Source organism: Jeotgalicoccus sp. WY2, from assembly GCF_018437745.1.
GTDB lineage: Bacteria > Bacillota > Bacilli > Staphylococcales > Salinicoccaceae > Jeotgalicoccus > Jeotgalicoccus psychrophilus.
Genome location: NZ_CP049818.1, coordinates 712,124 through 730,798 on the forward strand (window position 1 = coordinate 712,124; position 18,675 = coordinate 730,798).

An 18,675-nucleotide genomic window follows, 5' to 3' on the forward strand; every position below is an offset into this window, starting at 1 on the left:
TCTCACCGCCTTTCTAGCCCATTAAATCATCAAGAGATACAACGCTCATGTTGCCGTTGCCTTTTGGTGTAACCAACTTATCAATCGTATGCGCGTGACTATTAAGCAGCGCTGCAAATCCGTCTATCTTTCGGTATCGGTTTTGTTTTGACGGGAGTAAGTTTCCATTACGATCTTTAACCAGCCTTACGTTTTTGAAATACCAGTTTAATACCGGGTTATGTGAATGACCTGACCCTCGCGGAACATCGTCTTAATATCTTTTAGTACTGGGCTTAATGTAATTGCGCCTTGTCGTACAACTTGAGTTTTAAATCCTTTATTTTTCATATCGATATTGAGTCTATATGCATTAGCCGGGTCATAAGCGACAACCTCTATATTGTATTTTTCGGCCATCTCTTCAAACCATTCCATCACAAGTTCATGATCGATGTGAACTCCAGGGACGATGGTCAAGTGACCTGATTCTTCCCAGGCTTTAAATGGAATCTTTTCGTTATCGAATTTGGTTTTCTCTTCTGGAACCCAAGTATGTGATAGCACCGCAATCGAACCATCTTCCAACGGGAATTCTATATTCGCGGCTGTAAAGTCTTCAGTGTTACTCAGGTCATAGCCACCGACGCCGGTTTTTCCTCTGAGAGTCGAAAAATCAATAATCTTACTATTCTTTTGAATTGTTTTAAGGTCCAGGAAAGCCATTTCAGAGTTATTGGCAATATATTTAATCGCTTCGTTATAAAGTCCGCTCGTTCTTCCGGGTCCCGTTTAGCTAAGCGCCAATCTTCTTCCATTTCTTCTAAATCAATACTGATGCCTAAATTCGGATTCGCTTTAATCCAGTTTTTAGAATCGTTAATATCATCGTCATCATCTAGAGAAGCAAGAAAATAGAATGTGCGTTCATCGTCAAAAAGACCATCCAGAACATCTTTGCCTTGCTCAACCATTTTTACGAGCGGACCATCCAACTGTGCACCCGCAGTAGTGATATATTCGAGCAACGGTTGTTTTCTGGCTTGCCTAGAGTTTTTTATAACAGATATTAATTTGTAATCTTTAAACTCGTGAATTTCATCAAATATCCCTAAGTGAGTATTTAATCCATCTAATTTTTCTGAATCACTCGCTTGTGGTTCAATACTGGAATCTGTTTTATCAAAATATATGACATCACGGAGCGGTCTAAAGCGTGTCGATAATGCTTTAGACTTTTTAATCATCTTCTTCGTTTCATCAAAGATCGTACGTTTAACCTGCTTCATACTGTTTGCAAGTAAGATGACGTCAGCACCACGTTCTCCATCTTTAGATGCACCGAAAATACTTTGTCCAGAGACCAATGTTGATTTACCGTTTTTTCTTGCAACAAAAATAAGGCCCTCTTTAAAGCGCCTTAATCTCGTTTCTTTATGGACCCAACCATATAAACTACCTAATACAAAATGTTGCCACCCTTGCATTACCAGCTGGTCAAAGTCTCCTTTTGTTGGCTCACAGAATCGCTCGATAAAATCTATAGGGCGGTAGGCTAATGTTTCGTCAAACACCCAATCATGATCATCACGAGCCAAAAAATCTAAATGTCTTTGACACTCTTTTATTACATACTCACCGGCAATGATTTTCCCATCTACAACTTGCTGCGCGTATTCTGTGGTGAGTAATTTTTTAGACGGTTTAGAAAGTATCAAATCCGTCGTCTTCTTTCTCTTCTATAACTGCCCTGCGTTGCGCAGCTGTCAAACCGAGGGATTTGAGGAGATGATTGAGTGTCGTTGTATATTTAGGAATTTCAATGAGCAAGGGATTTTTAATGTAATTCGTGGCCCCGGCTTTATTGGTATACGGCATCATCAATTCACCTTTAGTCAATTCGATTTTCATACGTCGATAAATCTTGTGATTATCAATATACAAATCGATTAGTTGGTCATCAGACTGCGTATAATTATCTCCTAAAAACCCAATTAGTTTTTTCTTAGTTGGAACACTCATGTACTCACCTCCTACCGATATAAATAAAATAAAGCCTACGATTTTAATATTTAGTTTTAAAAGTTTACCCCCCCTTTGGGTAAAAATCTTCCCACGCGCGGAGCGAAGGAATGGACGCCGCTATTTTTTGCTTGCGTTTTCTCAAACAGTGGCAGGGGGGTATTAAATTTTTATCACGCGGACATTTCGATTTACTTTTTTCTTTTTCTTCTTTCGTTTCTCATCATCTTTATGAATATTATTGTGACAGGAATGACAAAGAGATAAGAGGTTATCCAGCTGCAATGCTTTTTGAATATCTTCTTCAACATAAATAATATGATGTACAAGTTGTGCTGCTTTTATTTCTCCATGATCACTGCACATTCGACAAAGATAATTATCTCTTGCCAATGCTCTAGCTCTCGTGAGCTTCCAAGCTTTCTTTTGATAGAACCAATCGTACTCTTGTGTATGTCTCGCCATGTTCAGTCACCTCTATGACCATCAAGATACAGCTACCCTCATCAACATAGCTGATCACTTCCCTTCAAGCTGTGCCATCGATTACTATTCGATACATGAACCATGAACACCAACTCCTTAGACAATAAAAAAGAACCCGAGCGATTGCCCGAGTCCTTTGTATCTTGATTACATACACATTATAAACCGAATGGATATGTAATTAGTATTTGTTGTCATACCTTCCAATGTTTCTAATTGTTCTTTTCTTTCCAATCCTTCTTATCCTTCTCTTTCGCTTCAGGTTGAGAGTTGAACAATATGATAATGATCTGGTCTATTCGTTTATATAGATTGCCATTACTCATATTCAACAGCACCTTAATCCTCTGCTTGCTCTCGCCTTGCTTTAGCAGCTGCAGTATATGGAAGTTCTTATCACTGTTTATACAATGCTCATGTTCGTCGATAAACGATACTTCTTTTATCAGCGACTCAATCTTCCGCTGCTGATTCTCATTGCGGATAATCATTGTTGATATCTTATCTCCGGTTTGCCCCTGGCCTTTCGGCATCGCAGAGTCGATACCATACTGTGCAGTCGATGTACTATCCATCTCATAGACTTGGGATTGAATGAGCCGCTTCTTCCAATGGTAATCGTTTATGATTTGCCTGATGTCGTTTATAAAGTACACATGCTACACTCCCTTATGCTTTACTGTTCAGTATTGGAATCCTCTGCAGCTGCTTCCTGTTCAAATTCTACTTCGACCTGCCGCTCATTACTCTTCTCTACATATCCCCGAGCCGGATCATACTCCTGGTCCTCGAATATCTCATCGTTTACTTTATCCTCGTCTTCCGTGAACAATTCATCTTTCATATAGAATAAACACTTGAGCTGGTCCTGGACGAATTCATTATCTTCATAAGACAATGTGAACTTCGGTTTCACTGCATCCTTTGTAATCGTGGCTTGCATGATGTTGCCGGTGTTTGTCCATTCCAAGCTGAATGTTAAATGCTTATCTGTGATGTTGAATGTATTGAATAACACTTTGTCGTGGTCCACTCCGAATGTTTTTACGATAAGCTTTTCCGATGTGCGAATGTTTCTCATTTTGTTTTCAGTAGTCATAATTATTTGTCCTCCAGTTCAGTATTAGGTATTAATATAAATGGTTCTTCCCAAAAAGATTTAGTTGCTATAATCAATGCTTTAACGGTTATTGTTCTTTCTTCAGTGACAATTGGTACACCACCCGGAAATTTTTTGAATTGTTCATTAAGATTTGCAGCGAATTCTAAAGGCAGCGTTAGCTTTTGCGGTTTGTCATCTTCCTTAGTTATTGCAATTAAATGTATAAAATCCATTACTTCGCACCCCTTTTAGCTGCCGCTCGTTTCTTAACCAAATCATCGTATTCTATCCAACCTGTTTTATCGCCCCATTTGATACTCTTGCAGAGCCATATGATATGTTTGGTAGGATAAGTCGATTCAGCCCACTTGCGCTTAATCTTGGCTGTTTCTGTCGCCATTCCCTTGATATCTACATAAACTTCCACGCTGTCCGAGTATACGATGCGGAAATCGAGTTTATAATCTGTTCTCCTGCGCTTCTTCCCAAAGTACTCAAATGCCGGAGATAGGTTTAAAACTGGTTGCACTTCTATTTCTTTAACGATGCCGAGTTCTTGTTTCTTTAAGAGCAGCTCGTAATATTCCGCTTCCTGTTTGGAATCAAACAGTATGCCATTAACAGTTACTTTCTTTGCATTATATTTAGACAACGATGTCACTCCTTATTTGTAATCTTTCTCGACTTCCACATATACGCGTTGCATCTCCATCAGCATATGTTCAGCTTCCGCGTTGACGATATTCTGATTTAATTTCTCGACTAGCTTATCCCAAGCCTCAGCTTTGATGTAGTCCTCTTGAATTGAATCGCTATTCTCTTTCAGCAGTTTCTCTATTTCATCATCCGTTAAATGTGATAGCTCCGGTTCAGCGTGTCTGAACCATCCGTAACTCGGTTTAGGATAACCAGGTATAGCGTCACCCGGTTTGTACGATAAAGGAATTACTGTCTCGTTTTTATTGAACTTCTCTTTTATACTTTTAATTATTTTCATTGCGTTCACTCCTTAAGATTCTGTCAGTCTCAGCGGGACTGTATACACCTATTTTATGACCTTGCTTATTCGTGAATACTCTCGGATTGACTGTGTTAGGAATGACGGAATATCTATTCATGTCATTCCGTTTCTGCTGTTCGTCATACACTCTATCTATCTCATCGAGTTCCGCAATGAATTTCTTGTGCCTGCGTTGCTTCCACTCTGCGAAGTCTTCATCTTTTTTTTGCATTTCTTTTAAATGTTTATCACATATGCGTTTCGTGATTAATACGCCTAGCAACATCCCAACTAAGAATCCAATTAATATTAGTGTGTAATTCATTGGCATAGCCTCCTAATAGTTATTAATCATTCGCTCGAAGTTCTTAGTATTCTTTTCTTTATACGTTCTGAGAATATCCATTACATCAAAGCCGTAATAATCGAGGATTTGCAGAACTAATGTCAGCACTTGTCGTGGATGGTTCGGTCGATCAGATAAATTGTATATTGCATCCTTGACTTCATTGCGGTCATGAAGCGGTTCAAACGTCAGAATCCAATCAGCCGTCTGTTTAGCGGTCTTCTCCATTGATGCTGGGCTTATTGAGTATCAGCATGACAAAGTGAATCACATCGATAGCTTCTTCCAGGATGAGCGCCGTGTTCATCGGTTTCTTTTTCCAGTACTTCCAGACCTGGTGCGCTTCATTAATGAATTCGTGTTTTTCAACGTTCAGTGCGATTGTGTGTTCTTTGTACATATTCTCTAGCCAATGTCGTTTTTTAATCTCGTGGGTATCTCTCATAGAGCTGTCGAGTTTCTCCTGCTGTGTCATCAGATAAATTAGATCCGCTTTATTGAGTGCTGTGTTTATCATTTACTTCCCTCCCGATTCTTATAGAGCCATATTAGGAGCAGTACCATGATGATAAGGTTCGCTCCCATTGCACCGAATAACCAAAGTAATTGTTCTGCTGCGAGTGCCATCTAAAACACCACCACCGGTTCACGTGTTATTACTTCGAGCATTTTGCCATGTACTGTTGATTGACTTGATTTAAATAACTTTTCTTCAATCCAGTAATCGCTAAAAAGTCCGAGAGCCTTAACATCTTCTCTTGTAATTTCTTCATGATTAGCTAGCTTATCCATGATGATTTCAGTCGGAGTTTTATCAATTAATATTTCCATTTAAAACGCTCCTTTGATTCGATAATCAGTACCGTTCAGCAACACAATATCTTTATTGTGCATCATTCGACTGAAAGACTGTGCGAGCTTCACATCTTTTCTGAAGTCATCGCTCTTATAATTTGTGTGTAGATGGTGCTTTTGCCTTTACGTCTATCGACCAGGCGATAAAGTTCTGTTTGCTGCCAGGTATTCAAATCTGCATTCACTTCATCGAGTATGAGTAAATCTGCATCGGATGCGATGTCGATAATTTTATCGTCCTGCTTGAATGTTTTCTGTTTGTCCGCCATACGCTGAAAATATTCCGGAAAGCTGATAAATAATACGCTATGTCCTGTTTTTAGTACGGCACGTCTGACAATTGCAGAGATATAAGTCTTACCTGTACCATATGATCCCTGGAACAATAACCCTCGTCCTTTTTTAATATTCTCTTCGAGGTTGTCAATATAGTTGGTCACTGTGACATAAGCCTCCTGCTGCTGTTTGGATTCCAATTCTAAGTGGTCCCAGCTCGCATTTTTATATTCTTCATCGATAACAGAATAGCTGTCGATTTTACTGGCGTTAATGAGTCGTTGTTTTTGTTGTGCTTCACGTTCTTTATGGCAGATGCAAGGAATGTCTTTTACAGTACCGTCTGCATATATTAGTCGTTGCAGTATTCGCTTACGTTCCGGCTGTCCATTCGACATTGTACCGTTACGACATTCTGGACATTCGCCAATAGTCACTTTATATACATCAGGTATTTTATTGCTACCTGACAATTCTTCTTTTAGGCTCTTCATTATTCAACCTCCTAGAACGGTAAATCATCATTATGCTGATGTGGATTTGGTGTACCAGCTGATTTTCTACCATGTGTTTTTTGCCTTTTTCTTCATGAGTACGAACATCACTCAATGTTTTTAAATCATGATTGCGCCAGTCTTGGATAATCTTCTTGTATAGTTCCAGTTCTTTACGCTACGTTGTCTGGATATTTCAATAGCTTCTTCAATAATGAGTTCCAATTCATCGAATTTGTCTTTATAGAAATCGAGATCTTCGAGCATGTAATTGGATATTGAACCGAAATAGTTTTCTAAAGATTGAATGGCAGCAGAAGCAGGTACTTCTTTTTCTCCTTCTTCTTCTTCTTCTCTCTCTCTAATTCTGTATCTGTTTCTAGTTCTGTATCTGTATCTGTTGCGTGACCGTCACGTGACATCCCGTGACCACTACCCGAAACCGTTGGTGCGCCTAGCTTTTTAGCTTGTTTTTCTCGTTGTTTTTGCTTTCGGAGACGGTTTTGTTCTCTTATTTTTTCCATGCCTTCGATATTTTGATGAGTGTCCCAATTTTTAATCCTTATCGACTCATTGTGTCGTTCAATCATTCCGTAACGTTCGAATATTTGAATGGCATAACGGACTGTATTTAATGGTCTGCTGAATATTGTTGCTAACTCTTCTTCGTTCATTGCTATATTTTCAGTGAGCATGATGTAACCGCTCGAATTTGATTTCCCTGCATACGTTAATAGCTTTATCCAAATGACAAGTATGCTGTCCGCATCTGGCATGGCTTCGATTAACTTTATTTTTTCGTTGTCGAACATATCGACTTTAAGTTTTATCCAATGTACTTCTGACATTGCGCTACCCCTTTCTTAAAATGGAAGATCATCGTCACTGATATCCACAGGTCCTTTACTATTCGGGAATGGATTATCTTTTAACTCGGCTTACTGCCTGTCGCTTGATTAGATTGACCGCCGTAAGATTGCCGATAGCTGTTATTGTTATCGCCCGAATCATTGTTCGTCCCTTTAGGTTCCAGGAACTGAACTGAATCAGCTACCACTTCAGTCACGTATACACGCTGACCGTCTTTATTCTCGTAGTTTCTTGTTTGAATACGACCATCGATGCCGCATAAACTGCCTTTCTTTAGGTATTGGTTCACATTTTCAGCTTGTTTACGGAATGTTACGCAGTTAATGAAGTCGGCGCCCTGCTCCCCGTCCTTGCTTGTAAATGGTCTGTTTACTGCGAGATTAAATTTAGTGACTGCGATATTACTCTGGCTTACATTCATTTCTGGATCACGTGTTAAGCGACCAACTAGGACTACTCTGTTAATCATCAGAAGTCACCTCGTTATCTAAATTAGTAAGCTGCAATTTAAACGCTCGTCCACCGTATCTATTTGCCACATCAATCGCTCTTTTCTTTTCGCTGAAGAAATTTGCGTTTTTAATATCCTTTACTATTCGACACCCTTCGGAGCCCATCCCTACTCTGTAAAAGCAGTGACCTATTCGAACTATATATCCTAATTTCATTTACTCTTCACGCTCCTTAATCCATCGGTAATATATCTTTTGCTGACACTCGTCTTGTGTAATAAAGTAATGCGCTGAAGATTTCGCTACCCGGCATCATTTCTGGATGATTCTCTGCATAGTTTGAGTATCTTATTTCTTGCACTACTGTATTTGGAGTTTTTAAGAACTCATTTATTTCATTTTCTAATCCTTCTGCAGTATTCTGATTTGCAAAGATTTTCACTCTAGGTACGATGGTCGTTTGGTCATATACTTGCATTTCCTTCACGCTCCCAGATTAGTTTTAGTTTTCCATCAATTAGCGCATACACTTTTTGGGTATGCTGATTTTTAAAATCATTTACAGAATGCCCATACCAATTGGTAGCATCATCATCCGGTAATATTTCAATTAAGAGTTCAAACACCGTATCCTCCGTAATTTCTTCTTCCACTTCAATTTCATATTTAGTATCTATATGACCTATAGAGCGCCCAAATGCACCTATATTTCACTTGCCAAAACCATAGTCCCATCTGGCGTAAATTTAAATTTGAATCTTCCTTGCGCACTCTTTACATATGTTGGATATAACTTGTTCTCCCACACGTATGCGATTAAAGTTGGTAAATCGAACTGCTTTTTAACCTTTATTGTTTTAATCATTCACTCTTCACTCCCAATTCATATTCCAGCCACTCTATTTTCTCTACTGCCTGGCTGTAATCCTGCTGAAGCTCTGTATAGGCTTCCTGCCATTTACCGGCTATTTCCAAGGCTTCTTCTGCAGTTTTCTGATATTCTTTAACGTAATAACCTTGAATTGCAAGAGCGATTAAGAGTATTAATATTAAAGTCATTTCATAGATGTAACTCATTTTTTATCAATCCTCAAAATATATTCGTCGTCTGTCTCTGATGTTTGAATATCGTAGAACGGCAGCTTATCTTGCAGCGACCGTCCTAATTTGATGAAAAACTTACGTTCGTAAAAGGATTTACCATACCTGCGTTCAACCGGCGGTGCAAAATGGTGCATGATGTAGTACAGCTCGCCGATGATTAAATCTGATGTGGTTTTCAATTAGAACAACTCCATCTGTCCGCTGATCGGTTTACCGACCACATGGACCGTTTTGTAAGTCGTTTTATTCCGCTTCGCTTGTGGACCATGAGCGATAACTCTGACAGTCCTGCAAAGTACTTCCCAACATTCGTAACAAGTTTTACGTTCTTCGATAACGTTCATTCGTTCATCGTTATAATCAAAAAGAAAAGGTAGCTCGTCTTTCAGCTGATTGCATTCTTCGCACCGACGTTGCATTTCATCGCCCCGCAATCTTTACAGGCACACCTGTAATCGCCTGTATCTTTTCTTTAAACTCATTCGCTTTAGAATTACTGTTCGATAAATGAATCAGATGAATCTCTTTTAATTGGCTCAAATCGGACGACTGCAGGTACTTAATGGCGTTCTCTAAGTTGAGGTGGGATTTCATAATTCTGTTCGCTAAGCCCTGGTGTAAGTGTCCGTTTTTAACGTTTTCCATCATGTAATCGTAATCGTGATTCACTTCGAGCAGCATATGCGTAATGCCTGGCACCTTATATTTGATGTAATACGTGTCAGTAGCGAACAGCAGCTTACTGCCGTTGTCACTTTTAATGAGATAGCCGCATGGCTCCGCGACATCGTGCTGCGTTTCAAATGGTAAGATAGTTAATGAGCCGATTTTAAAAGCTGATTTATATTCGACTGTGAATAATCGATGATGTTCAATATTTAAAGATTTTTTCGTACCTGCAGTCATGTACACGTTAAGTCCATTCAATAAATAGTCCACAACGTACTTTGCATGGTCACCATGTTCGTGTGTGACCAATACACCTTTAATCTGTCTCGTCTTAAATTTGAGTGCCTGCTGTACTTTTTGGAACTTGATACCGGCTTCCAGGAGTATGGCCGTTTCGCCGTCTGACATTTTATAACTGTTACCAGACGATCCACTGCCAATTGTTAGAATATCCATTAGAATGGATTCTCTGAATCATCTGCCACCATCTGTTCAGAATCCCCTTTGATTTCTCCAGTTTCTTCGTCATGATCCGGCACATCCTGGAACTGCGCTTCGTCATACTCTGGAATATCTAAGTCTTCGGATGCCATATTTTCGTTTACCTCAGCATCAAATACTTCTTTTCGTTGGCGCTGATCTGCTTCATTCGCAAACTTGAGCAATCCTTCATCAGTTGAAGTATTGATATAACGTTTCGCAGCTCTATTAATAACAGTTTTTTTCGCCATTTCTTCTTTGAAATTGTTATGTGTTTTCGAGCGTTTCAGCGCATCTCTATCTTTAATCATTGAAGATTGCATCCATGCCTGTTCAATCTGTTCAATTGTCATGATTTCAATGTGATTCTGTTTATCATCAAACACGACTGTCGCATAGGCACCGATGATATTATCTTTGTTGATATTTCCGAATGCTTGTTTATGGCTGATTGATTTTATGCGGCCGACTTCATCCAGCTCCTGTTCGAAAGTGTCGCCTTCATAAATGACCTGAGCTACCACATCAGCCGCCCCTGCATCACGTTTTAGCATCATAATATTGCCGTGGTAACTTCTTTGCAGTTGCATCTTGTCACCGTAATGAATGAAGTAGCATTGACTCTTAGCCGGGTTTAAACCTTGTGTCACCATGTCGAGCAGTGCATTGGCTTTACTCGCATCAGATGTGTTCATCAGTTTGTTATCCTGACTGATCTTTAACCATGCCTGCTTCATTGCGTTGGACGGTGAGTAGTCTTTCGGCAGTTCTAAGTTCCCCTGAGATTCAAGGACACGTACTTTGTTCAGTACATTGTCCGATACGTTTTTCTCTGCAAGCAGCTGGTCCTCAATCTTTTGTAATTTGTTTTCTTCAGTCATTATTCATTCTCCTTTGTATTGTGTTTTAAAGTTAAGTTGATGCTGATGTGAGTCAGGCCATCTCTTTCGTTATGGTCGTGATTGATAACTGTTTCGATGAGGGTAACGGTTCCAGATTTAATGTAGTTGGTAATTTCTTCGAAAGCTTTGAATAGTGTTGAAGTCATTTAAATCGTCTCCTTATTTGGTATACTTGGTTTAATAAATTTATGAGGTGATTTGATGTTTATATGTCCATTTTGTAATGCTTCAATAGCAGAAACTGATGCAACTAAACGAATAACTCCTATGGGTTTCAATGTAGATTTTGGAGGATATAATCCATTTGAAGTTGACTTTATAATTCACAAAGTTAAATGTCCGAGTTGCTCCGAAAAAACTTATTACTTAGAAGGAAATCAAGCCCCATATAGTGACTTAGGAAACATTTTTATTTATCCAAGGAGTCGAGCTAGAATTTTTCCTGAATACATACCATCTGGTCTCCGAGAAGATTATGAGGAAGCTTATTCAATTCTAGAGTTAAGCCCCAAAGCATCTGCCACATTATCTAGAAGGTGTCTCCAAGGCATGATAAGGGATTTCCATGGTATAAGAGGGAAATCTTTATACGACGAAATTTCTCAGCTGGAAGAGATTATCCCTGCTTCCCAATACAAGGTTTTACATTCGCTACGTGAACTAGGTAATATCGGAGCCCATTTTGAAAAAGATGTAAGCTTAATAGTCAAAATTGAAGTTGATGAAGCCGAGAAGTTAATTAAGCTCATCGAATTCCTATTCGAAAAATGGTATATCGAACGCAATGAGACAAACGAACTATATGACATTATTAATAAAACTAGTAATGATAAAAAGATACTGCGTAAAGGGGAATCAGATTCGTAATCTCAATCTCTTATCCGCTTCACTAACAACCAATTGAATCTGCTGCGCCGGTACTTCTTTCAACTGAGTCACTGACTCACTGTTGTCAATGAATATCGGCGCTTCTATATTGAAGTGCTTACTCAGCGTTTGGATAATATCCAAGCCGACATTTATCTTCATTGCGTTATTCAAGCCACCGTCATAAGTCACGCCGTCTACCATGATTTCGCATGTTTCTTTAATATCTCCGTTCACTTGCGTATGGAACAATTTGAATCGTGCCAGGTCGAACATTCCATTGACCTTTTCAGTAATCAGATTGACTTTCGTCTTCGTAAACTGATCGAGCAGGTATTGCTGATGCTTCAGCTCTTCAATCACATCAAGCAGTGAATCCTCTTTTGAGTGATATTCTTCAATAGATTTCTTAATATTTTCAGCAGCTTTATGCTGTGCGATTAAGTTTTGACATTCGCTTATTTCACTTTGAACATTTACGATTTGTTCGTTGATTCCGGATACTTGCGTTTGAACATTTTCTTTATCGTCTGATAACCTTTCTTTCAACGCCTGAATTTCATCTCTTAATTCCTGGTATCCTATTATCTTCTGCAGACACCGTATTGCCTTTTAACTTCTCAAGTTGCTGTTCTAATGTCTCGATACGTTTTAGTCGTCAGCTCCTGCGTGTCGATATCGTTGCGACGCTCTTTATTCTTCTCAATCGCTGCAGCCATGTCTTTACCTGCCTTAATGGTCTGCTCGATGTTAGTCTGCAGCTGCTCTAAGTGTTGCGATTTCTTCATGTTGAATTGTTCTTCTGCAGTCTTGCGAGCCACTTCAATATCTGACTCTGGTAATGTTTGGCTACATGTCGGACAAGTATCATTTACATGAGCGTGGAATCTCTCCATCTCCGCCGCATCACGTTCTTTAACCAGTTCGTGATACTCTGATAACAAACCATCCTTCCGACCGTTCAGCACTTTAATCTCGCTTGAAATACGGTCTGCTTTCGATTCGAATATCTCCATATCTGATTTAAGTGAAGACAACTCACGTTCTACACCGTTCTTTTTATCGACTGAATCACTTTCGATTGACCGCTTTATGTTGTCGAGTTCGAACTGCTTTTCATTAATCTGTTTTCTTATTTCTAGAGCAGCCCCACCACTTTCAATTTCCATGCGTTTATTATTCAGGTCTGAAAGCTTGCTGTTATGTTCTTCGAGTTCCTTTTCAATAGCTAAAACATTGTATTTATAAATGTCATCATCCAGCTGATCATTGAGCGTTCGAATCTGCACCGGAATGTATTCCAGGTCCTCTTTCGCCTTGCTTAACTTTTCTTTGATGACTTTCTTTTCATCTTCAATCGAGCGGTTATTAATGACATCGAGCAATGAATTTAATTCTTACTACTTTCAATAACTTGTTCATCTGTAATGTCTCCGCTGATTTCGAATAGCATTTTGCGTTTATCCTGCCAGTGCAACTGCGGGAAAGCATCAGGGTTCGTCACGAGCTTGAACACTTCTTCATCGATGATTTTATTAATCTCTGCTTTATACTTTGTAATTGGATAAGGGACTTCATCAATGTACTGTTTGGTGGTCCTGGAGTTTTTGTAATGCTTTTTAGTCGAGCCTTCGACTTTTTCATAATTCGGATGTGATTCACGGGATAACTTAATTTCGTTGCCATCCATTTCGAATACTGCAGTTACAGTCGGCACTGCTTCATGGATATGATTGTTGTTGTCATCTTTCGGTACGATGTCGATTTTCTGACCTTCTAAGCCTTTATCGAATAGGAGCCAGTTAATTGCGACTGCTGTTGTCGTCTTGCCTGTCGCATTGTCGCCGTAGATTTTGGCATCCTTACCGCCGAAGTCGAACGACTCGGACTTGATGCCGGCGAAGTTGCTAATATTTAAAGAAATTAATCTCAATTTCATTTTTTATGACCTCCGTGTTATAATTCGGGTAGTTAATTTGCTGAACGCACCTATGCTAGTAGGTGTGTTTTTTTATTTGAAGCCCATTCCTTCGTACTCTGCCGTGTATGAACTTAATGATTTTCCGCAGTCCTTACATACTAGGTGACGTTTTTCTCCCTTCAAAGATGAGAAAAGACCCGCATTTTTTTCTCTGTACCAATCTTTATTTTTATGTTTACAGAAGAATTGTTTGAATTTACTTTTGTGAGTTATATCCATTTTCTGACCTCATTTCTTTTTAAATTGTTTTTCCATGAACTCCATTACAGACAACATTGCCGCGTTTTCTTCCATGCCATTTTTCGTCATAGTTGTGAGCATGAGATTCATTTCGGGTGTCGCTTTTATGAGTACTTCCAAGGTGCGTAGTGCCTGGTCCTTTAATGTCGCTTGTTCAAAGTATTCTTTGTCCGCTTCTTCCATTACTCCACCCCATTCGCTTGCGCATATGCTTCATCTTTGACTGGCGCTGTTTCAGACTGGTGATATATGAAAGCCGGTCCGAGCGTAATCACGAGCAGCAGAAACATAACACCGAGCAGCTTCCATTCTTTTAGCGTTGGCAATGCTCTCACCTCCCTTCGATTTGCTTTCGTTTAAGCTCCTTCGGCGCCGTTGCTTTCATGTAAAGAATTTGAAGCGCATCGTACTGCTGACGTAGTTCTTGATGGGCAACTTTCGTATTGCGGATTAGCGACTGTTTTCTGCGATTTTCATTCTTCGATGATGTCAGAGCGTTTCGTAAAGCGATGTTCTGCTCTTTTTCAAACTGCAGCTGCTCACGTAGCTTCTTTTTACTTCTGAACATTTGATTTCACTCCTATTCCATTTTCACGGTTCAAATGGTGTATATATTTTTCGTGACGGTCCATCTCTTCATCCCAAGTCAGTTTACTTTTAAGCTGACGATCGTGAATCGCTTGTTCCTGTGCGCTGCGTTTATTGCCGAATAGTTTCGATGGATTGGTTTGTTTATGGTTCATGAGTGGCCCTCCTTTATTCTTTTAGCTAAATCGAGTAAGTAATTGACTTGCATGAACAACCCCATATCTTTGTAAATCTCGGCGATTACCTGGATATTTAAACTTCGAGCAATCCAGTAATTCACTCCCCAAGCATCGTAGAAATCATCCGGCCCAAGCCTTAGTGAGTCGTGAATGAAATGATCTAAGGACTGCTTCTCCGGGTCTTTGAATCCTGCCAATTTGAGTAATCGGCCGTATTCGAGTCTATCTACTGCTTCTGCATTTTCTAACAGGAAACGAAGTCCATTCATGCCATCAGCTAAATTGTCATCGATGATTTCTTCTTCGAGTGCCGATAGTGAAAATTCAGATGGTAGGTTCATTAGGAGTCACCTCGTTCAATCATCGGTAAGATGTCATTCTGCTTAAGCAAGTTATATATGAAGAGTCTGCCTTTCTGTGTCCACTTCGTATTCATTCTTACCGATGTGCTACTATCTTATGTTCGACTTCAGTTGTAGACGAATGTGTGTAACCTTTATCGTGTAAGTTCGAATATAGTAACCACTGACCGGATTGTTTGTACTGGACCTTTAACTCATGCAGCAGTTTGTTTAATGCTTGAGCCGACATACCATAGTCCTTAGCAATTTGTCCGACGGTAACTAAGCTCTTGTTTTGTAAAACTAAATCGTAGTAAGTCGCTTTAGGTTTCAATTCTCCGATGTGTTGTTTCTGCATGTGGTTTTCAAGTTGCAATGATTCATTCTGTTCAACTGTTGCGACGAGCTGCAGCAATGCCTCTTTATATGATCCCGGCAATCTATTTTGTAACTGGTTTTCCATTTCGTTAAATTTATTGATGTAATTCATTTTGAAATCGTTGTGACCCTGGATATTGAACATGTATAATGTGAAGCCGTCTTTTGTGAGCAAGTACTCTTTTTGATTTCTCCCTCGTGAATCTTTGTATTCTGATTCGAAAATCAATGCGTCCACATTTGGACTCATTAAAATCTTTTCTAAATCTCTTCTAACATGTTGATGCTGTCTACCGATTTCTTCCGCTACTACTCGACTACTTACAACGAGTCCTAAGTCTTCCTTGTTTTCAATTTGTATTTCTGCTAATTGATTCATTTGTTACTCCCTTTCTTTGCTATAATCTTCCATATAGGAAGGTGGTGATATTAATGAGTGGAGAAAAGTATAGCCAGCAACAATTAATGGAGATCCAGGAGAAGATAAACTCCGTCGAAAGAGCGAAGTGCTGCTCTAGTCCTAGAAAAGAATTATTGCCAGATAAATTCGTTTTGTCGGTAGCTTCGAATAACTTGCCAGCTCCGGGTATAGATTTAATTTCTGTTATTTGTCTGAATTGCGGTATAGCGGAACAGTTCTCTCCTGTGGCACTAGGAATCTCTCAGAATTAACACTTAGTGTAACTGCATTATCTTTTTTAATAACTCTCTTGATTACGACTGCCATCGTGATTAGGAGAGTTATTGTTATTACTTTCTTCATTCTGTTACCTCCTTAATATTTCTAAGAATTCATTTTCTAAGTACTCTCTTAAACCTGTTGCTTTAAATAACCAGCGGTCTCCCTTACCTTTCGGGTAATGCGTAAACTTCCTGATGTCTTTTCGGCGGTAGGGATTGTTTAGCAAGTTATCGTATAGCCATGATTCGGACTTTCCGGTAAGGTTTACTAAATCTTTGATTGTGTAGTACTTACCGGTAAGCTCTCGCTCTTTTAGATCGTTGTACTCATCCACGCTGATCAGTACATGGGTCTCGGGTATTGAGATTTTTACATCTAAAGTTTGCATTTAGTACACCCCTTTCAAATTACTTTTTGTTCGTCTTTGGCAAAAAGAAACTCTATATCATACTCTGAAAAGAATGCGTTCTTCACTTTAAGTGCTTCGCCGAATTTAAATTCAGAAATTCCATGAATTTTATGCAACAGTTTGATATCTCACTCCGAGCAAATCCGCCATGTCCACTAAAGAAACGTTTTTTTCTTTTCTAACTTTTTCTAAGTTGTACAACATGTTACCTCCTCCTTTATACGAAAATTCGTATATTGAATTTAAATAAAAAGCAATCTCCTCAACTGCTTAGTTACTACTATATACGAAAATTCGTACACATGCAACACGAATATTCGTATATTATAATATTTTATATATTGATATACGATTTTTCGCATGTTAATATATAGGTAGAGATTAGAAAAGAGGAGATTAAAATATGCAAATAGAAAATTATTTAAAGCACTTAATCGAATTAAAATTCGGATCAGTCAACGCTTTTTCTAAAGAAATAGACTTGGCTTACACTACTGTTAGGTCAATTCTTGAACGCGGAGTTATGAACTCCAAAGTAGAAAATGTTTTAAAGATATGTAAAGGACTGGGGATAAAACCAGAAAGTTTAATGGAGTGCGAAACATCTAACATAACAGACTTATTGACAATAACAATTCAACTTGAAGCAGCAAGACAAAGTAATGTTCTATCATATGCTAATCATCAGTTGATGTTACAGAATGAAACGCAAAATAAAGTTATATCGTTGAGTACATACAAAAATGATACGAAATATGAAGTTAACGTACATGGTTATGCATCAGCTGGTACAGGAGAAACATTAACAGATGAAGTGCTTTTCACAAAAGAAATTAAAGGATACATTCCGCCTCACGATATAGCTTTACAAGTAAATGGAGATTCAATGGAACCGATGTTTGAAGATAAAGAAATAATTTTCGTTGAGAAAACTCAAGATATTAACAGTGGTCAAATCGGAATTTTTATAATTGATGGAGAATCTTACGTTAAGAAGGTTTTTATAGAAGAGAAAAGAATTAGATTAGTTTCTCTAAATTCTAAATACGAAGATTTATATTTTTACAATAACGAAAGCATAGAATTAATAGGAAAAGTAATCTTGTAGGGTAGCTCGTCTACCCTACTATTTTATAGGAGTGAATTAAATGGCAGTAACTAAACGCGGGAAAAAATATGGTTATGATTTTTATTACGAGGGAGAACGTTATAGAAGTCATAAATGGGAAGATCGGCGAGATGCCGAAGATGCTGAAGAGGATTTAAAATTTGAATTAAAGAAAGGAATTAACACTACGCATGGTCTTACCTTCACGGATTACTTTGAGACCTGGAAGGATGTAAAGACCACTGGTCTATCCGTTAATACCATTCGAAATTACGACTATACTTTGAAGTACATCAATATCTATTTTAAGAAAAGAAAATTGAAAGAGATAAAAAGATTGAATATCAAAAGTTTATTAACTGGTTCGGTCTCGAAGCAGAAAATAAAAGGACAAAAAGAAAGGTATGTCGAAAGAAAATGTTGAGAAGGTACATGGCCATATATCAAATGCAATTCGCGATGCTGAGTATGAAGGTTTAATTACAAAAGATTTTACTTACAATATCGAATTGAACTTCACAGACAACGCTAAAAAAGAAGAAGATAAATTTGTTTCATTATCAGAGTTTAAAGGGATAAAGCGAAAAGCCAAGTTAGATGATACCTTGGAATCTGTCGCATTATATTTAGCATCATTTACCGCTGCCAGGCATTCTGATTTAATCCGAATGAAGTATGATGACATCAATTTAATTAACTCAACCATACATCTGCCTGGTACAAAAAATGAACATGCCGACAGAGTATTAAAAGTTAGCGAAAGGGATATCCGTACTTTGCAAAGAAAAATAGATGCACTACCTAGAAATATTAGCGGTTATATTTCCAACGTGGAAGTAGTTTTCTAAGTAATGAAACGGTCAAT

The 18,675-nt window shown here is 38.6% G+C and carries 37 protein-coding genes and 3 pseudogenes; 4 read left to right on the forward strand and 36 right to left on the reverse strand.

What is annotated here, in order from left to right; genetic code table 11:
* Positions 1 to 13 precede the first annotated feature (13 nt).
* From G4D76_RS04005 to G4D76_RS04115, 23 genes and pseudogenes are all read right to left on the reverse strand, one after another.
* Positions 14 to 1,697 (reverse strand): annotated as a pseudogene (locus G4D76_RS04005) (terminase large subunit).
* Positions 1,684 to 2,001 carry a P27 family phage terminase small subunit gene (locus G4D76_RS04010; protein WP_213810612.1) on the reverse strand — a complete coding sequence of 106 codons (318 nt, stop codon included), beginning with the start codon at positions 1,999 to 2,001 and terminating at the stop codon, positions 1,684 to 1,686. The pseudogene G4D76_RS04005 and the gene G4D76_RS04010 overlap by 14 nt, the downstream one beginning before the upstream one ends.
* A gap of 162 nt (positions 2,002 to 2,163) precedes the next feature.
* Positions 2,164 to 2,466: an HNH endonuclease gene (locus G4D76_RS04015; protein ID WP_213810613.1), complete on the reverse strand. Its 303-nt coding sequence runs from the start codon at positions 2,464 to 2,466 to the stop codon at positions 2,164 to 2,166.
* A gap of 233 nt (positions 2,467 to 2,699) precedes the next feature.
* Positions 2,700 to 3,143, reverse strand: coding sequence for a hypothetical protein (locus G4D76_RS04020; protein WP_213810614.1), 444 nt, complete (start codon positions 3,141 to 3,143; stop codon positions 2,700 to 2,702).
* 20 nt (positions 3,144 to 3,163) lie between these two features.
* Positions 3,164 to 3,586 (reverse strand): hypothetical protein, encoded by a 423-nt coding sequence (locus tag G4D76_RS04025; RefSeq protein WP_213810615.1) that lies wholly within the window; start codon positions 3,584 to 3,586, stop codon positions 3,164 to 3,166.
* 2 nt (positions 3,587 to 3,588) lie between these two features.
* A complete protein-coding gene (locus G4D76_RS04030) occupies positions 3,589 to 3,822 on the reverse strand; it encodes a hypothetical protein (protein ID WP_213810616.1) in 234 nt (77 codons plus the stop codon).
* Positions 3,822 to 4,241: a DUF1064 domain-containing protein gene (locus G4D76_RS04035; protein ID WP_213810617.1), complete on the reverse strand. Its 420-nt coding sequence runs from the start codon at positions 4,239 to 4,241 to the stop codon at positions 3,822 to 3,824. The genes G4D76_RS04030 and G4D76_RS04035 overlap by 1 nt, the downstream gene beginning before the upstream one ends.
* A gap of 12 nt (positions 4,242 to 4,253) precedes the next feature.
* Entirely contained in the window at positions 4,254 to 4,586 is a 333-nt protein-coding gene (locus G4D76_RS04040) for a hypothetical protein (protein WP_213810618.1), read from the reverse strand.
* Positions 4,573 to 4,914, reverse strand: coding sequence for a hypothetical protein (locus tag G4D76_RS04045; RefSeq protein WP_213810619.1), 342 nt, complete (start codon positions 4,912 to 4,914; stop codon positions 4,573 to 4,575). The genes G4D76_RS04040 and G4D76_RS04045 overlap by 14 nt, the downstream gene beginning before the upstream one ends.
* Positions 4,915 to 4,926: 12 nt before the next feature.
* A complete protein-coding gene (locus tag G4D76_RS15795) occupies positions 4,927 to 5,163 on the reverse strand; it encodes a dUTP diphosphatase (RefSeq protein WP_213810620.1) in 237 nt (78 codons plus the stop codon).
* Positions 5,147 to 5,452 carry a dUTP diphosphatase gene (locus G4D76_RS15800; RefSeq protein WP_213810621.1) on the reverse strand — a complete coding sequence of 102 codons (306 nt, stop codon included), beginning with the start codon at positions 5,450 to 5,452 and terminating at the stop codon, positions 5,147 to 5,149. Before G4D76_RS15800 ends, G4D76_RS15795 begins: the two co-directional genes overlap by 17 nt.
* Positions 5,453 to 5,562: 110 nt before the next feature.
* Positions 5,563 to 5,766 carry a hypothetical protein gene (locus G4D76_RS04060; RefSeq protein WP_213810622.1) on the reverse strand — a complete coding sequence of 68 codons (204 nt, stop codon included), beginning with the start codon at positions 5,764 to 5,766 and terminating at the stop codon, positions 5,563 to 5,565.
* Positions 5,767 to 5,855: 89 nt separating this feature from the next.
* Positions 5,856 to 6,560, reverse strand: coding sequence for an ATP-binding protein (locus G4D76_RS04065; RefSeq protein WP_213810623.1), 705 nt, complete (start codon positions 6,558 to 6,560; stop codon positions 5,856 to 5,858).
* A 296-nt stretch (positions 6,561 to 6,856) separates the two neighbouring features.
* A complete protein-coding gene (locus G4D76_RS04070; protein ID WP_213810624.1) occupies positions 6,857 to 7,408 on the reverse strand; it encodes a phage replisome organizer N-terminal domain-containing protein in 552 nt (183 codons plus the stop codon).
* A gap of 15 nt (positions 7,409 to 7,423) precedes the next feature.
* Positions 7,424 to 7,899 (reverse strand): annotated as a pseudogene (gene ssb, locus G4D76_RS04075) (single-stranded DNA-binding protein).
* Between the two features lie 215 nt (positions 7,900 to 8,114).
* Positions 8,115 to 8,360 (reverse strand): hypothetical protein, encoded by a 246-nt coding sequence (locus tag G4D76_RS04080; protein WP_213810625.1) that lies wholly within the window; start codon positions 8,358 to 8,360, stop codon positions 8,115 to 8,117.
* Positions 8,347 to 8,535: a hypothetical protein gene (locus tag G4D76_RS04085; RefSeq protein ID WP_213810626.1), complete on the reverse strand. Its 189-nt coding sequence runs from the start codon at positions 8,533 to 8,535 to the stop codon at positions 8,347 to 8,349. The genes G4D76_RS04080 and G4D76_RS04085 overlap by 14 nt, the downstream gene beginning before the upstream one ends.
* Before the next feature lie 208 nt (positions 8,536 to 8,743).
* The gene (locus tag G4D76_RS04090) at positions 8,744 to 8,959 is read right to left on the reverse strand and encodes a hypothetical protein (RefSeq protein ID WP_213810627.1); all 216 of its coding nucleotides are present in this window, start codon (positions 8,957 to 8,959) and stop codon (positions 8,744 to 8,746) included.
* Positions 8,956 to 9,165 (reverse strand): hypothetical protein, encoded by a 210-nt coding sequence (locus G4D76_RS04095; RefSeq protein ID WP_213810628.1) that lies wholly within the window; start codon positions 9,163 to 9,165, stop codon positions 8,956 to 8,958. Before G4D76_RS04095 ends, G4D76_RS04090 begins: the two co-directional genes overlap by 4 nt.
* A complete protein-coding gene (locus G4D76_RS04100) occupies positions 9,166 to 9,405 on the reverse strand; it encodes a hypothetical protein (RefSeq protein WP_213810629.1) in 240 nt (79 codons plus the stop codon). It abuts the gene before it with no gap.
* Position 9,406: 1 nt separating this feature from the next.
* Positions 9,407 to 10,111, reverse strand: a complete 705-nt coding sequence (locus G4D76_RS04105; RefSeq protein WP_213810630.1) for an MBL fold metallo-hydrolase — start codon at positions 10,109 to 10,111, stop codon at positions 9,407 to 9,409.
* Positions 10,111 to 11,016, reverse strand: coding sequence for a recombinase RecT (locus tag G4D76_RS04110; protein WP_213810631.1), 906 nt, complete (start codon positions 11,014 to 11,016; stop codon positions 10,111 to 10,113). The genes G4D76_RS04105 and G4D76_RS04110 overlap by 1 nt, the downstream gene beginning before the upstream one ends.
* Positions 11,016 to 11,183, reverse strand: coding sequence for a hypothetical protein (locus G4D76_RS04115; RefSeq protein WP_213810632.1), 168 nt, complete (start codon positions 11,181 to 11,183; stop codon positions 11,016 to 11,018). The genes G4D76_RS04110 and G4D76_RS04115 overlap by 1 nt, the downstream gene beginning before the upstream one ends.
* Positions 11,184 to 11,238: 55 nt before the next feature.
* Between G4D76_RS04115 and G4D76_RS04120 the strand changes: the two genes are divergently transcribed.
* Positions 11,239 to 11,904, forward strand: a complete 666-nt coding sequence (locus G4D76_RS04120) for a DUF4145 domain-containing protein (protein ID WP_213810633.1) — start codon at positions 11,239 to 11,241, stop codon at positions 11,902 to 11,904.
* Here the strand turns inward: G4D76_RS04120 and G4D76_RS04125 are convergent.
* The 13 genes and pseudogenes from G4D76_RS04125 to G4D76_RS04180 all read right to left on the reverse strand — a co-directional run bounded on the left by G4D76_RS04125 (position 11,893) and on the right by G4D76_RS04180 (position 16,906).
* Positions 11,893 to 12,453 (reverse strand): hypothetical protein, encoded by a 561-nt coding sequence (locus G4D76_RS04125; protein WP_250130178.1) that lies wholly within the window; start codon positions 12,451 to 12,453, stop codon positions 11,893 to 11,895. The two genes, G4D76_RS04120 and G4D76_RS04125, sit on opposite strands and share 12 nt — an antisense overlap.
* A gap of 71 nt (positions 12,454 to 12,524) precedes the next feature.
* Entirely contained in the window at positions 12,525 to 13,289 is a 765-nt protein-coding gene (locus G4D76_RS04130; RefSeq protein ID WP_213810634.1) for a hypothetical protein, read from the reverse strand.
* 5 nt (positions 13,290 to 13,294) lie between these two features.
* On the reverse strand, positions 13,295 to 13,843 hold the full coding sequence (locus tag G4D76_RS04135; protein ID WP_213810635.1) for an ATP-binding protein: 549 nt from the start codon (positions 13,841 to 13,843) through the stop codon (positions 13,295 to 13,297).
* Between the two features lie 270 nt (positions 13,844 to 14,113).
* Positions 14,114 to 14,308 (reverse strand): hypothetical protein, encoded by a 195-nt coding sequence (locus tag G4D76_RS04140; protein WP_213810636.1) that lies wholly within the window; start codon positions 14,306 to 14,308, stop codon positions 14,114 to 14,116.
* Positions 14,308 to 14,451, reverse strand: coding sequence for a hypothetical protein (locus G4D76_RS04145; protein ID WP_213810637.1), 144 nt, complete (start codon positions 14,449 to 14,451; stop codon positions 14,308 to 14,310). The genes G4D76_RS04140 and G4D76_RS04145 overlap by 1 nt, the downstream gene beginning before the upstream one ends.
* A gap of 5 nt (positions 14,452 to 14,456) precedes the next feature.
* Positions 14,457 to 14,693 carry a hypothetical protein gene (locus G4D76_RS04150; protein ID WP_213810638.1) on the reverse strand — a complete coding sequence of 79 codons (237 nt, stop codon included), beginning with the start codon at positions 14,691 to 14,693 and terminating at the stop codon, positions 14,457 to 14,459.
* Positions 14,680 to 14,868 (reverse strand): hypothetical protein, encoded by a 189-nt coding sequence (locus tag G4D76_RS04155; RefSeq protein WP_213810639.1) that lies wholly within the window; start codon positions 14,866 to 14,868, stop codon positions 14,680 to 14,682. The genes G4D76_RS04150 and G4D76_RS04155 overlap by 14 nt, the downstream gene beginning before the upstream one ends.
* Positions 14,865 to 15,233, reverse strand: coding sequence for a hypothetical protein (locus tag G4D76_RS04160; RefSeq protein ID WP_213810640.1), 369 nt, complete (start codon positions 15,231 to 15,233; stop codon positions 14,865 to 14,867). The genes G4D76_RS04155 and G4D76_RS04160 overlap by 4 nt, the downstream gene beginning before the upstream one ends.
* A complete protein-coding gene (locus G4D76_RS16610; protein WP_371814577.1) occupies positions 15,233 to 15,328 on the reverse strand; it encodes a hypothetical protein in 96 nt (31 codons plus the stop codon). Before G4D76_RS16610 ends, G4D76_RS04160 begins: the two co-directional genes overlap by 1 nt.
* 2 nt (positions 15,329 to 15,330) lie before the next feature.
* Positions 15,331 to 15,990, reverse strand: a complete 660-nt coding sequence (locus tag G4D76_RS04165) for a phage antirepressor KilAC domain-containing protein (RefSeq protein ID WP_371814578.1) — start codon at positions 15,988 to 15,990, stop codon at positions 15,331 to 15,333.
* 225 nt (positions 15,991 to 16,215) lie between these two features.
* A complete protein-coding gene (locus G4D76_RS04170; RefSeq protein WP_213810641.1) occupies positions 16,216 to 16,374 on the reverse strand; it encodes a hypothetical protein in 159 nt (52 codons plus the stop codon).
* A 4-nt stretch (positions 16,375 to 16,378) separates the two neighbouring features.
* Positions 16,379 to 16,681 (reverse strand): DUF771 domain-containing protein, encoded by a 303-nt coding sequence (locus G4D76_RS04175; protein ID WP_213810642.1) that lies wholly within the window; start codon positions 16,679 to 16,681, stop codon positions 16,379 to 16,381.
* A gap of 14 nt (positions 16,682 to 16,695) precedes the next feature.
* Positions 16,696 to 16,906 (reverse strand): annotated as a pseudogene (locus tag G4D76_RS04180) (XRE family transcriptional regulator).
* Between the two features lie 199 nt (positions 16,907 to 17,105).
* On the opposite strand from G4D76_RS04180, the gene G4D76_RS04185 reads away from it, so the two are divergent.
* Genes G4D76_RS04185 through G4D76_RS04195 form a run of 3 tightly spaced genes read left to right on the forward strand, consistent with a single transcriptional unit; the run spans position 17,106 to position 18,658 of the window.
* Positions 17,106 to 17,810, forward strand: a complete 705-nt coding sequence (locus tag G4D76_RS04185) for a S24 family peptidase (protein WP_250130179.1) — start codon at positions 17,106 to 17,108, stop codon at positions 17,808 to 17,810.
* 40 nt (positions 17,811 to 17,850) lie between these two features.
* Complete coding sequence (locus tag G4D76_RS04190; RefSeq protein ID WP_213810643.1) at positions 17,851 to 18,234, forward strand: tyrosine-type recombinase/integrase; 384 nt, start codon at positions 17,851 to 17,853, stop codon at positions 18,232 to 18,234.
* The gene (locus G4D76_RS04195) at positions 18,215 to 18,658 is read left to right on the forward strand and encodes a site-specific integrase (protein ID WP_213810644.1); all 444 of its coding nucleotides are present in this window, start codon (positions 18,215 to 18,217) and stop codon (positions 18,656 to 18,658) included. The genes G4D76_RS04190 and G4D76_RS04195 overlap by 20 nt, the downstream gene beginning before the upstream one ends.
* Positions 18,659 to 18,675: the final 17 nt, after the last annotated feature.

What these genes read in the sequence shown, in the direction of transcription:
- G4D76_RS04015 (WP_213810613.1), bottom strand. Translation starts at nt 2,466, where the DNA reads ATGGCGAGACATACACAAGAGTACGATTGGTTCTATCAAAAGAAAGCT.
- G4D76_RS04160 (WP_213810640.1), bottom strand. Translation starts at nt 15,233, where the DNA reads ATGAACCTACCATCTGAATTTTCACTATCGGCACTCGAAGAAGAAATC.
- G4D76_RS04155 (WP_213810639.1), bottom strand. Translation starts at nt 14,868, where the DNA reads ATGAACCATAAACAAACCAATCCATCGAAACTATTCGGCAATAAACGC.
- G4D76_RS04165 (WP_371814578.1), bottom strand. Translation starts at nt 15,990, where the DNA reads ATGAATCAATTAGCAGAAATACAAATTGAAAACAAGGAAGACTTAGGA.
- G4D76_RS04045 (WP_213810619.1), bottom strand. Translation starts at nt 4,914, where the DNA reads ATGAATTACACACTAATATTAATTGGATTCTTAGTTGGGATGTTGCTA.
- G4D76_RS04170 (WP_213810641.1), bottom strand. Translation starts at nt 16,374, where the DNA reads ATGAAGAAAGTAATAACAATAACTCTCCTAATCACGATGGCAGTCGTA.
- G4D76_RS04190 (WP_213810643.1), top strand. Translation starts at nt 17,851, where the DNA reads ATGGCAGTAACTAAACGCGGGAAAAAATATGGTTATGATTTTTATTAC.
- G4D76_RS04135 (WP_213810635.1), bottom strand. Translation starts at nt 13,843, where the DNA reads ATGAAATTGAGATTAATTTCTTTAAATATTAGCAACTTCGCCGGCATC.
- G4D76_RS04080 (WP_213810625.1), bottom strand. Translation starts at nt 8,360, where the DNA reads ATGCAAGTATATGACCAAACGACCATCGTACCTAGAGTGAAAATCTTT.
- G4D76_RS04060 (WP_213810622.1), bottom strand. Translation starts at nt 5,766, where the DNA reads ATGGAAATATTAATTGATAAAACTCCGACTGAAATCATCATGGATAAG.
- G4D76_RS15795 (WP_213810620.1), bottom strand. Translation starts at nt 5,163, where the DNA reads ATGGAGAAGACCGCTAAACAGACGGCTGATTGGATTCTGACGTTTGAA.
- G4D76_RS04090 (WP_213810627.1), bottom strand. Translation starts at nt 8,959, where the DNA reads ATGAGTTACATCTATGAAATGACTTTAATATTAATACTCTTAATCGCT.
- G4D76_RS04140 (WP_213810636.1), bottom strand. Translation starts at nt 14,308, where the DNA reads ATGGAAGAAGCGGACAAAGAATACTTTGAACAAGCGACATTAAAGGAC.
- G4D76_RS04105 (WP_213810630.1), bottom strand. Translation starts at nt 10,111, where the DNA reads ATGGATATTCTAACAATTGGCAGTGGATCGTCTGGTAACAGTTATAAA.
- G4D76_RS04070 (WP_213810624.1), bottom strand. Translation starts at nt 7,408, where the DNA reads ATGTCAGAAGTACATTGGATAAAACTTAAAGTCGATATGTTCGACAAC.
- G4D76_RS04195 (WP_213810644.1), top strand. Translation starts at nt 18,215, where the DNA reads ATGTCGAAAGAAAATGTTGAGAAGGTACATGGCCATATATCAAATGCA.
- G4D76_RS04185 (WP_250130179.1), top strand. Translation starts at nt 17,106, where the DNA reads ATGCAAATAGAAAATTATTTAAAGCACTTAATCGAATTAAAATTCGGA.
- G4D76_RS04115 (WP_213810632.1), bottom strand. Translation starts at nt 11,183, where the DNA reads ATGACTTCAACACTATTCAAAGCTTTCGAAGAAATTACCAACTACATT.
- G4D76_RS04150 (WP_213810638.1), bottom strand. Translation starts at nt 14,693, where the DNA reads ATGTTCAGAAGTAAAAAGAAGCTACGTGAGCAGCTGCAGTTTGAAAAA.
- G4D76_RS15800 (WP_213810621.1), bottom strand. Translation starts at nt 5,452, where the DNA reads ATGATAAACACAGCACTCAATAAAGCGGATCTAATTTATCTGATGACA.
- G4D76_RS04065 (WP_213810623.1), bottom strand. Translation starts at nt 6,560, where the DNA reads ATGAAGAGCCTAAAAGAAGAATTGTCAGGTAGCAATAAAATACCTGAT.
- G4D76_RS04025 (WP_213810615.1), bottom strand. Translation starts at nt 3,586, where the DNA reads ATGACTACTGAAAACAAAATGAGAAACATTCGCACATCGGAAAAGCTT.
- G4D76_RS04100 (WP_213810629.1), bottom strand. Translation starts at nt 9,405, where the DNA reads ATGCAACGTCGGTGCGAAGAATGCAATCAGCTGAAAGACGAGCTACCT.
- G4D76_RS04010 (WP_213810612.1), bottom strand. Translation starts at nt 2,001, where the DNA reads ATGAGTGTTCCAACTAAGAAAAAACTAATTGGGTTTTTAGGAGATAAT.
- G4D76_RS04120 (WP_213810633.1), top strand. Translation starts at nt 11,239, where the DNA reads ATGTTTATATGTCCATTTTGTAATGCTTCAATAGCAGAAACTGATGCA.
- G4D76_RS04175 (WP_213810642.1), bottom strand. Translation starts at nt 16,681, where the DNA reads ATGCAAACTTTAGATGTAAAAATCTCAATACCCGAGACCCATGTACTG.
- G4D76_RS04040 (WP_213810618.1), bottom strand. Translation starts at nt 4,586, where the DNA reads ATGAAAATAATTAAAAGTATAAAAGAGAAGTTCAATAAAAACGAGACA.
- G4D76_RS16610 (WP_371814577.1), bottom strand. Translation starts at nt 15,328, where the DNA reads ATGAATACGAAGTGGACACAGAAAGGCAGACTCTTCATATATAACTTG.
- G4D76_RS04030 (WP_213810616.1), bottom strand. Translation starts at nt 3,822, where the DNA reads ATGGATTTTATACATTTAATTGCAATAACTAAGGAAGATGACAAACCG.
- G4D76_RS04110 (WP_213810631.1), bottom strand. Translation starts at nt 11,016, where the DNA reads ATGACTGAAGAAAACAAATTACAAAAGATTGAGGACCAGCTGCTTGCA.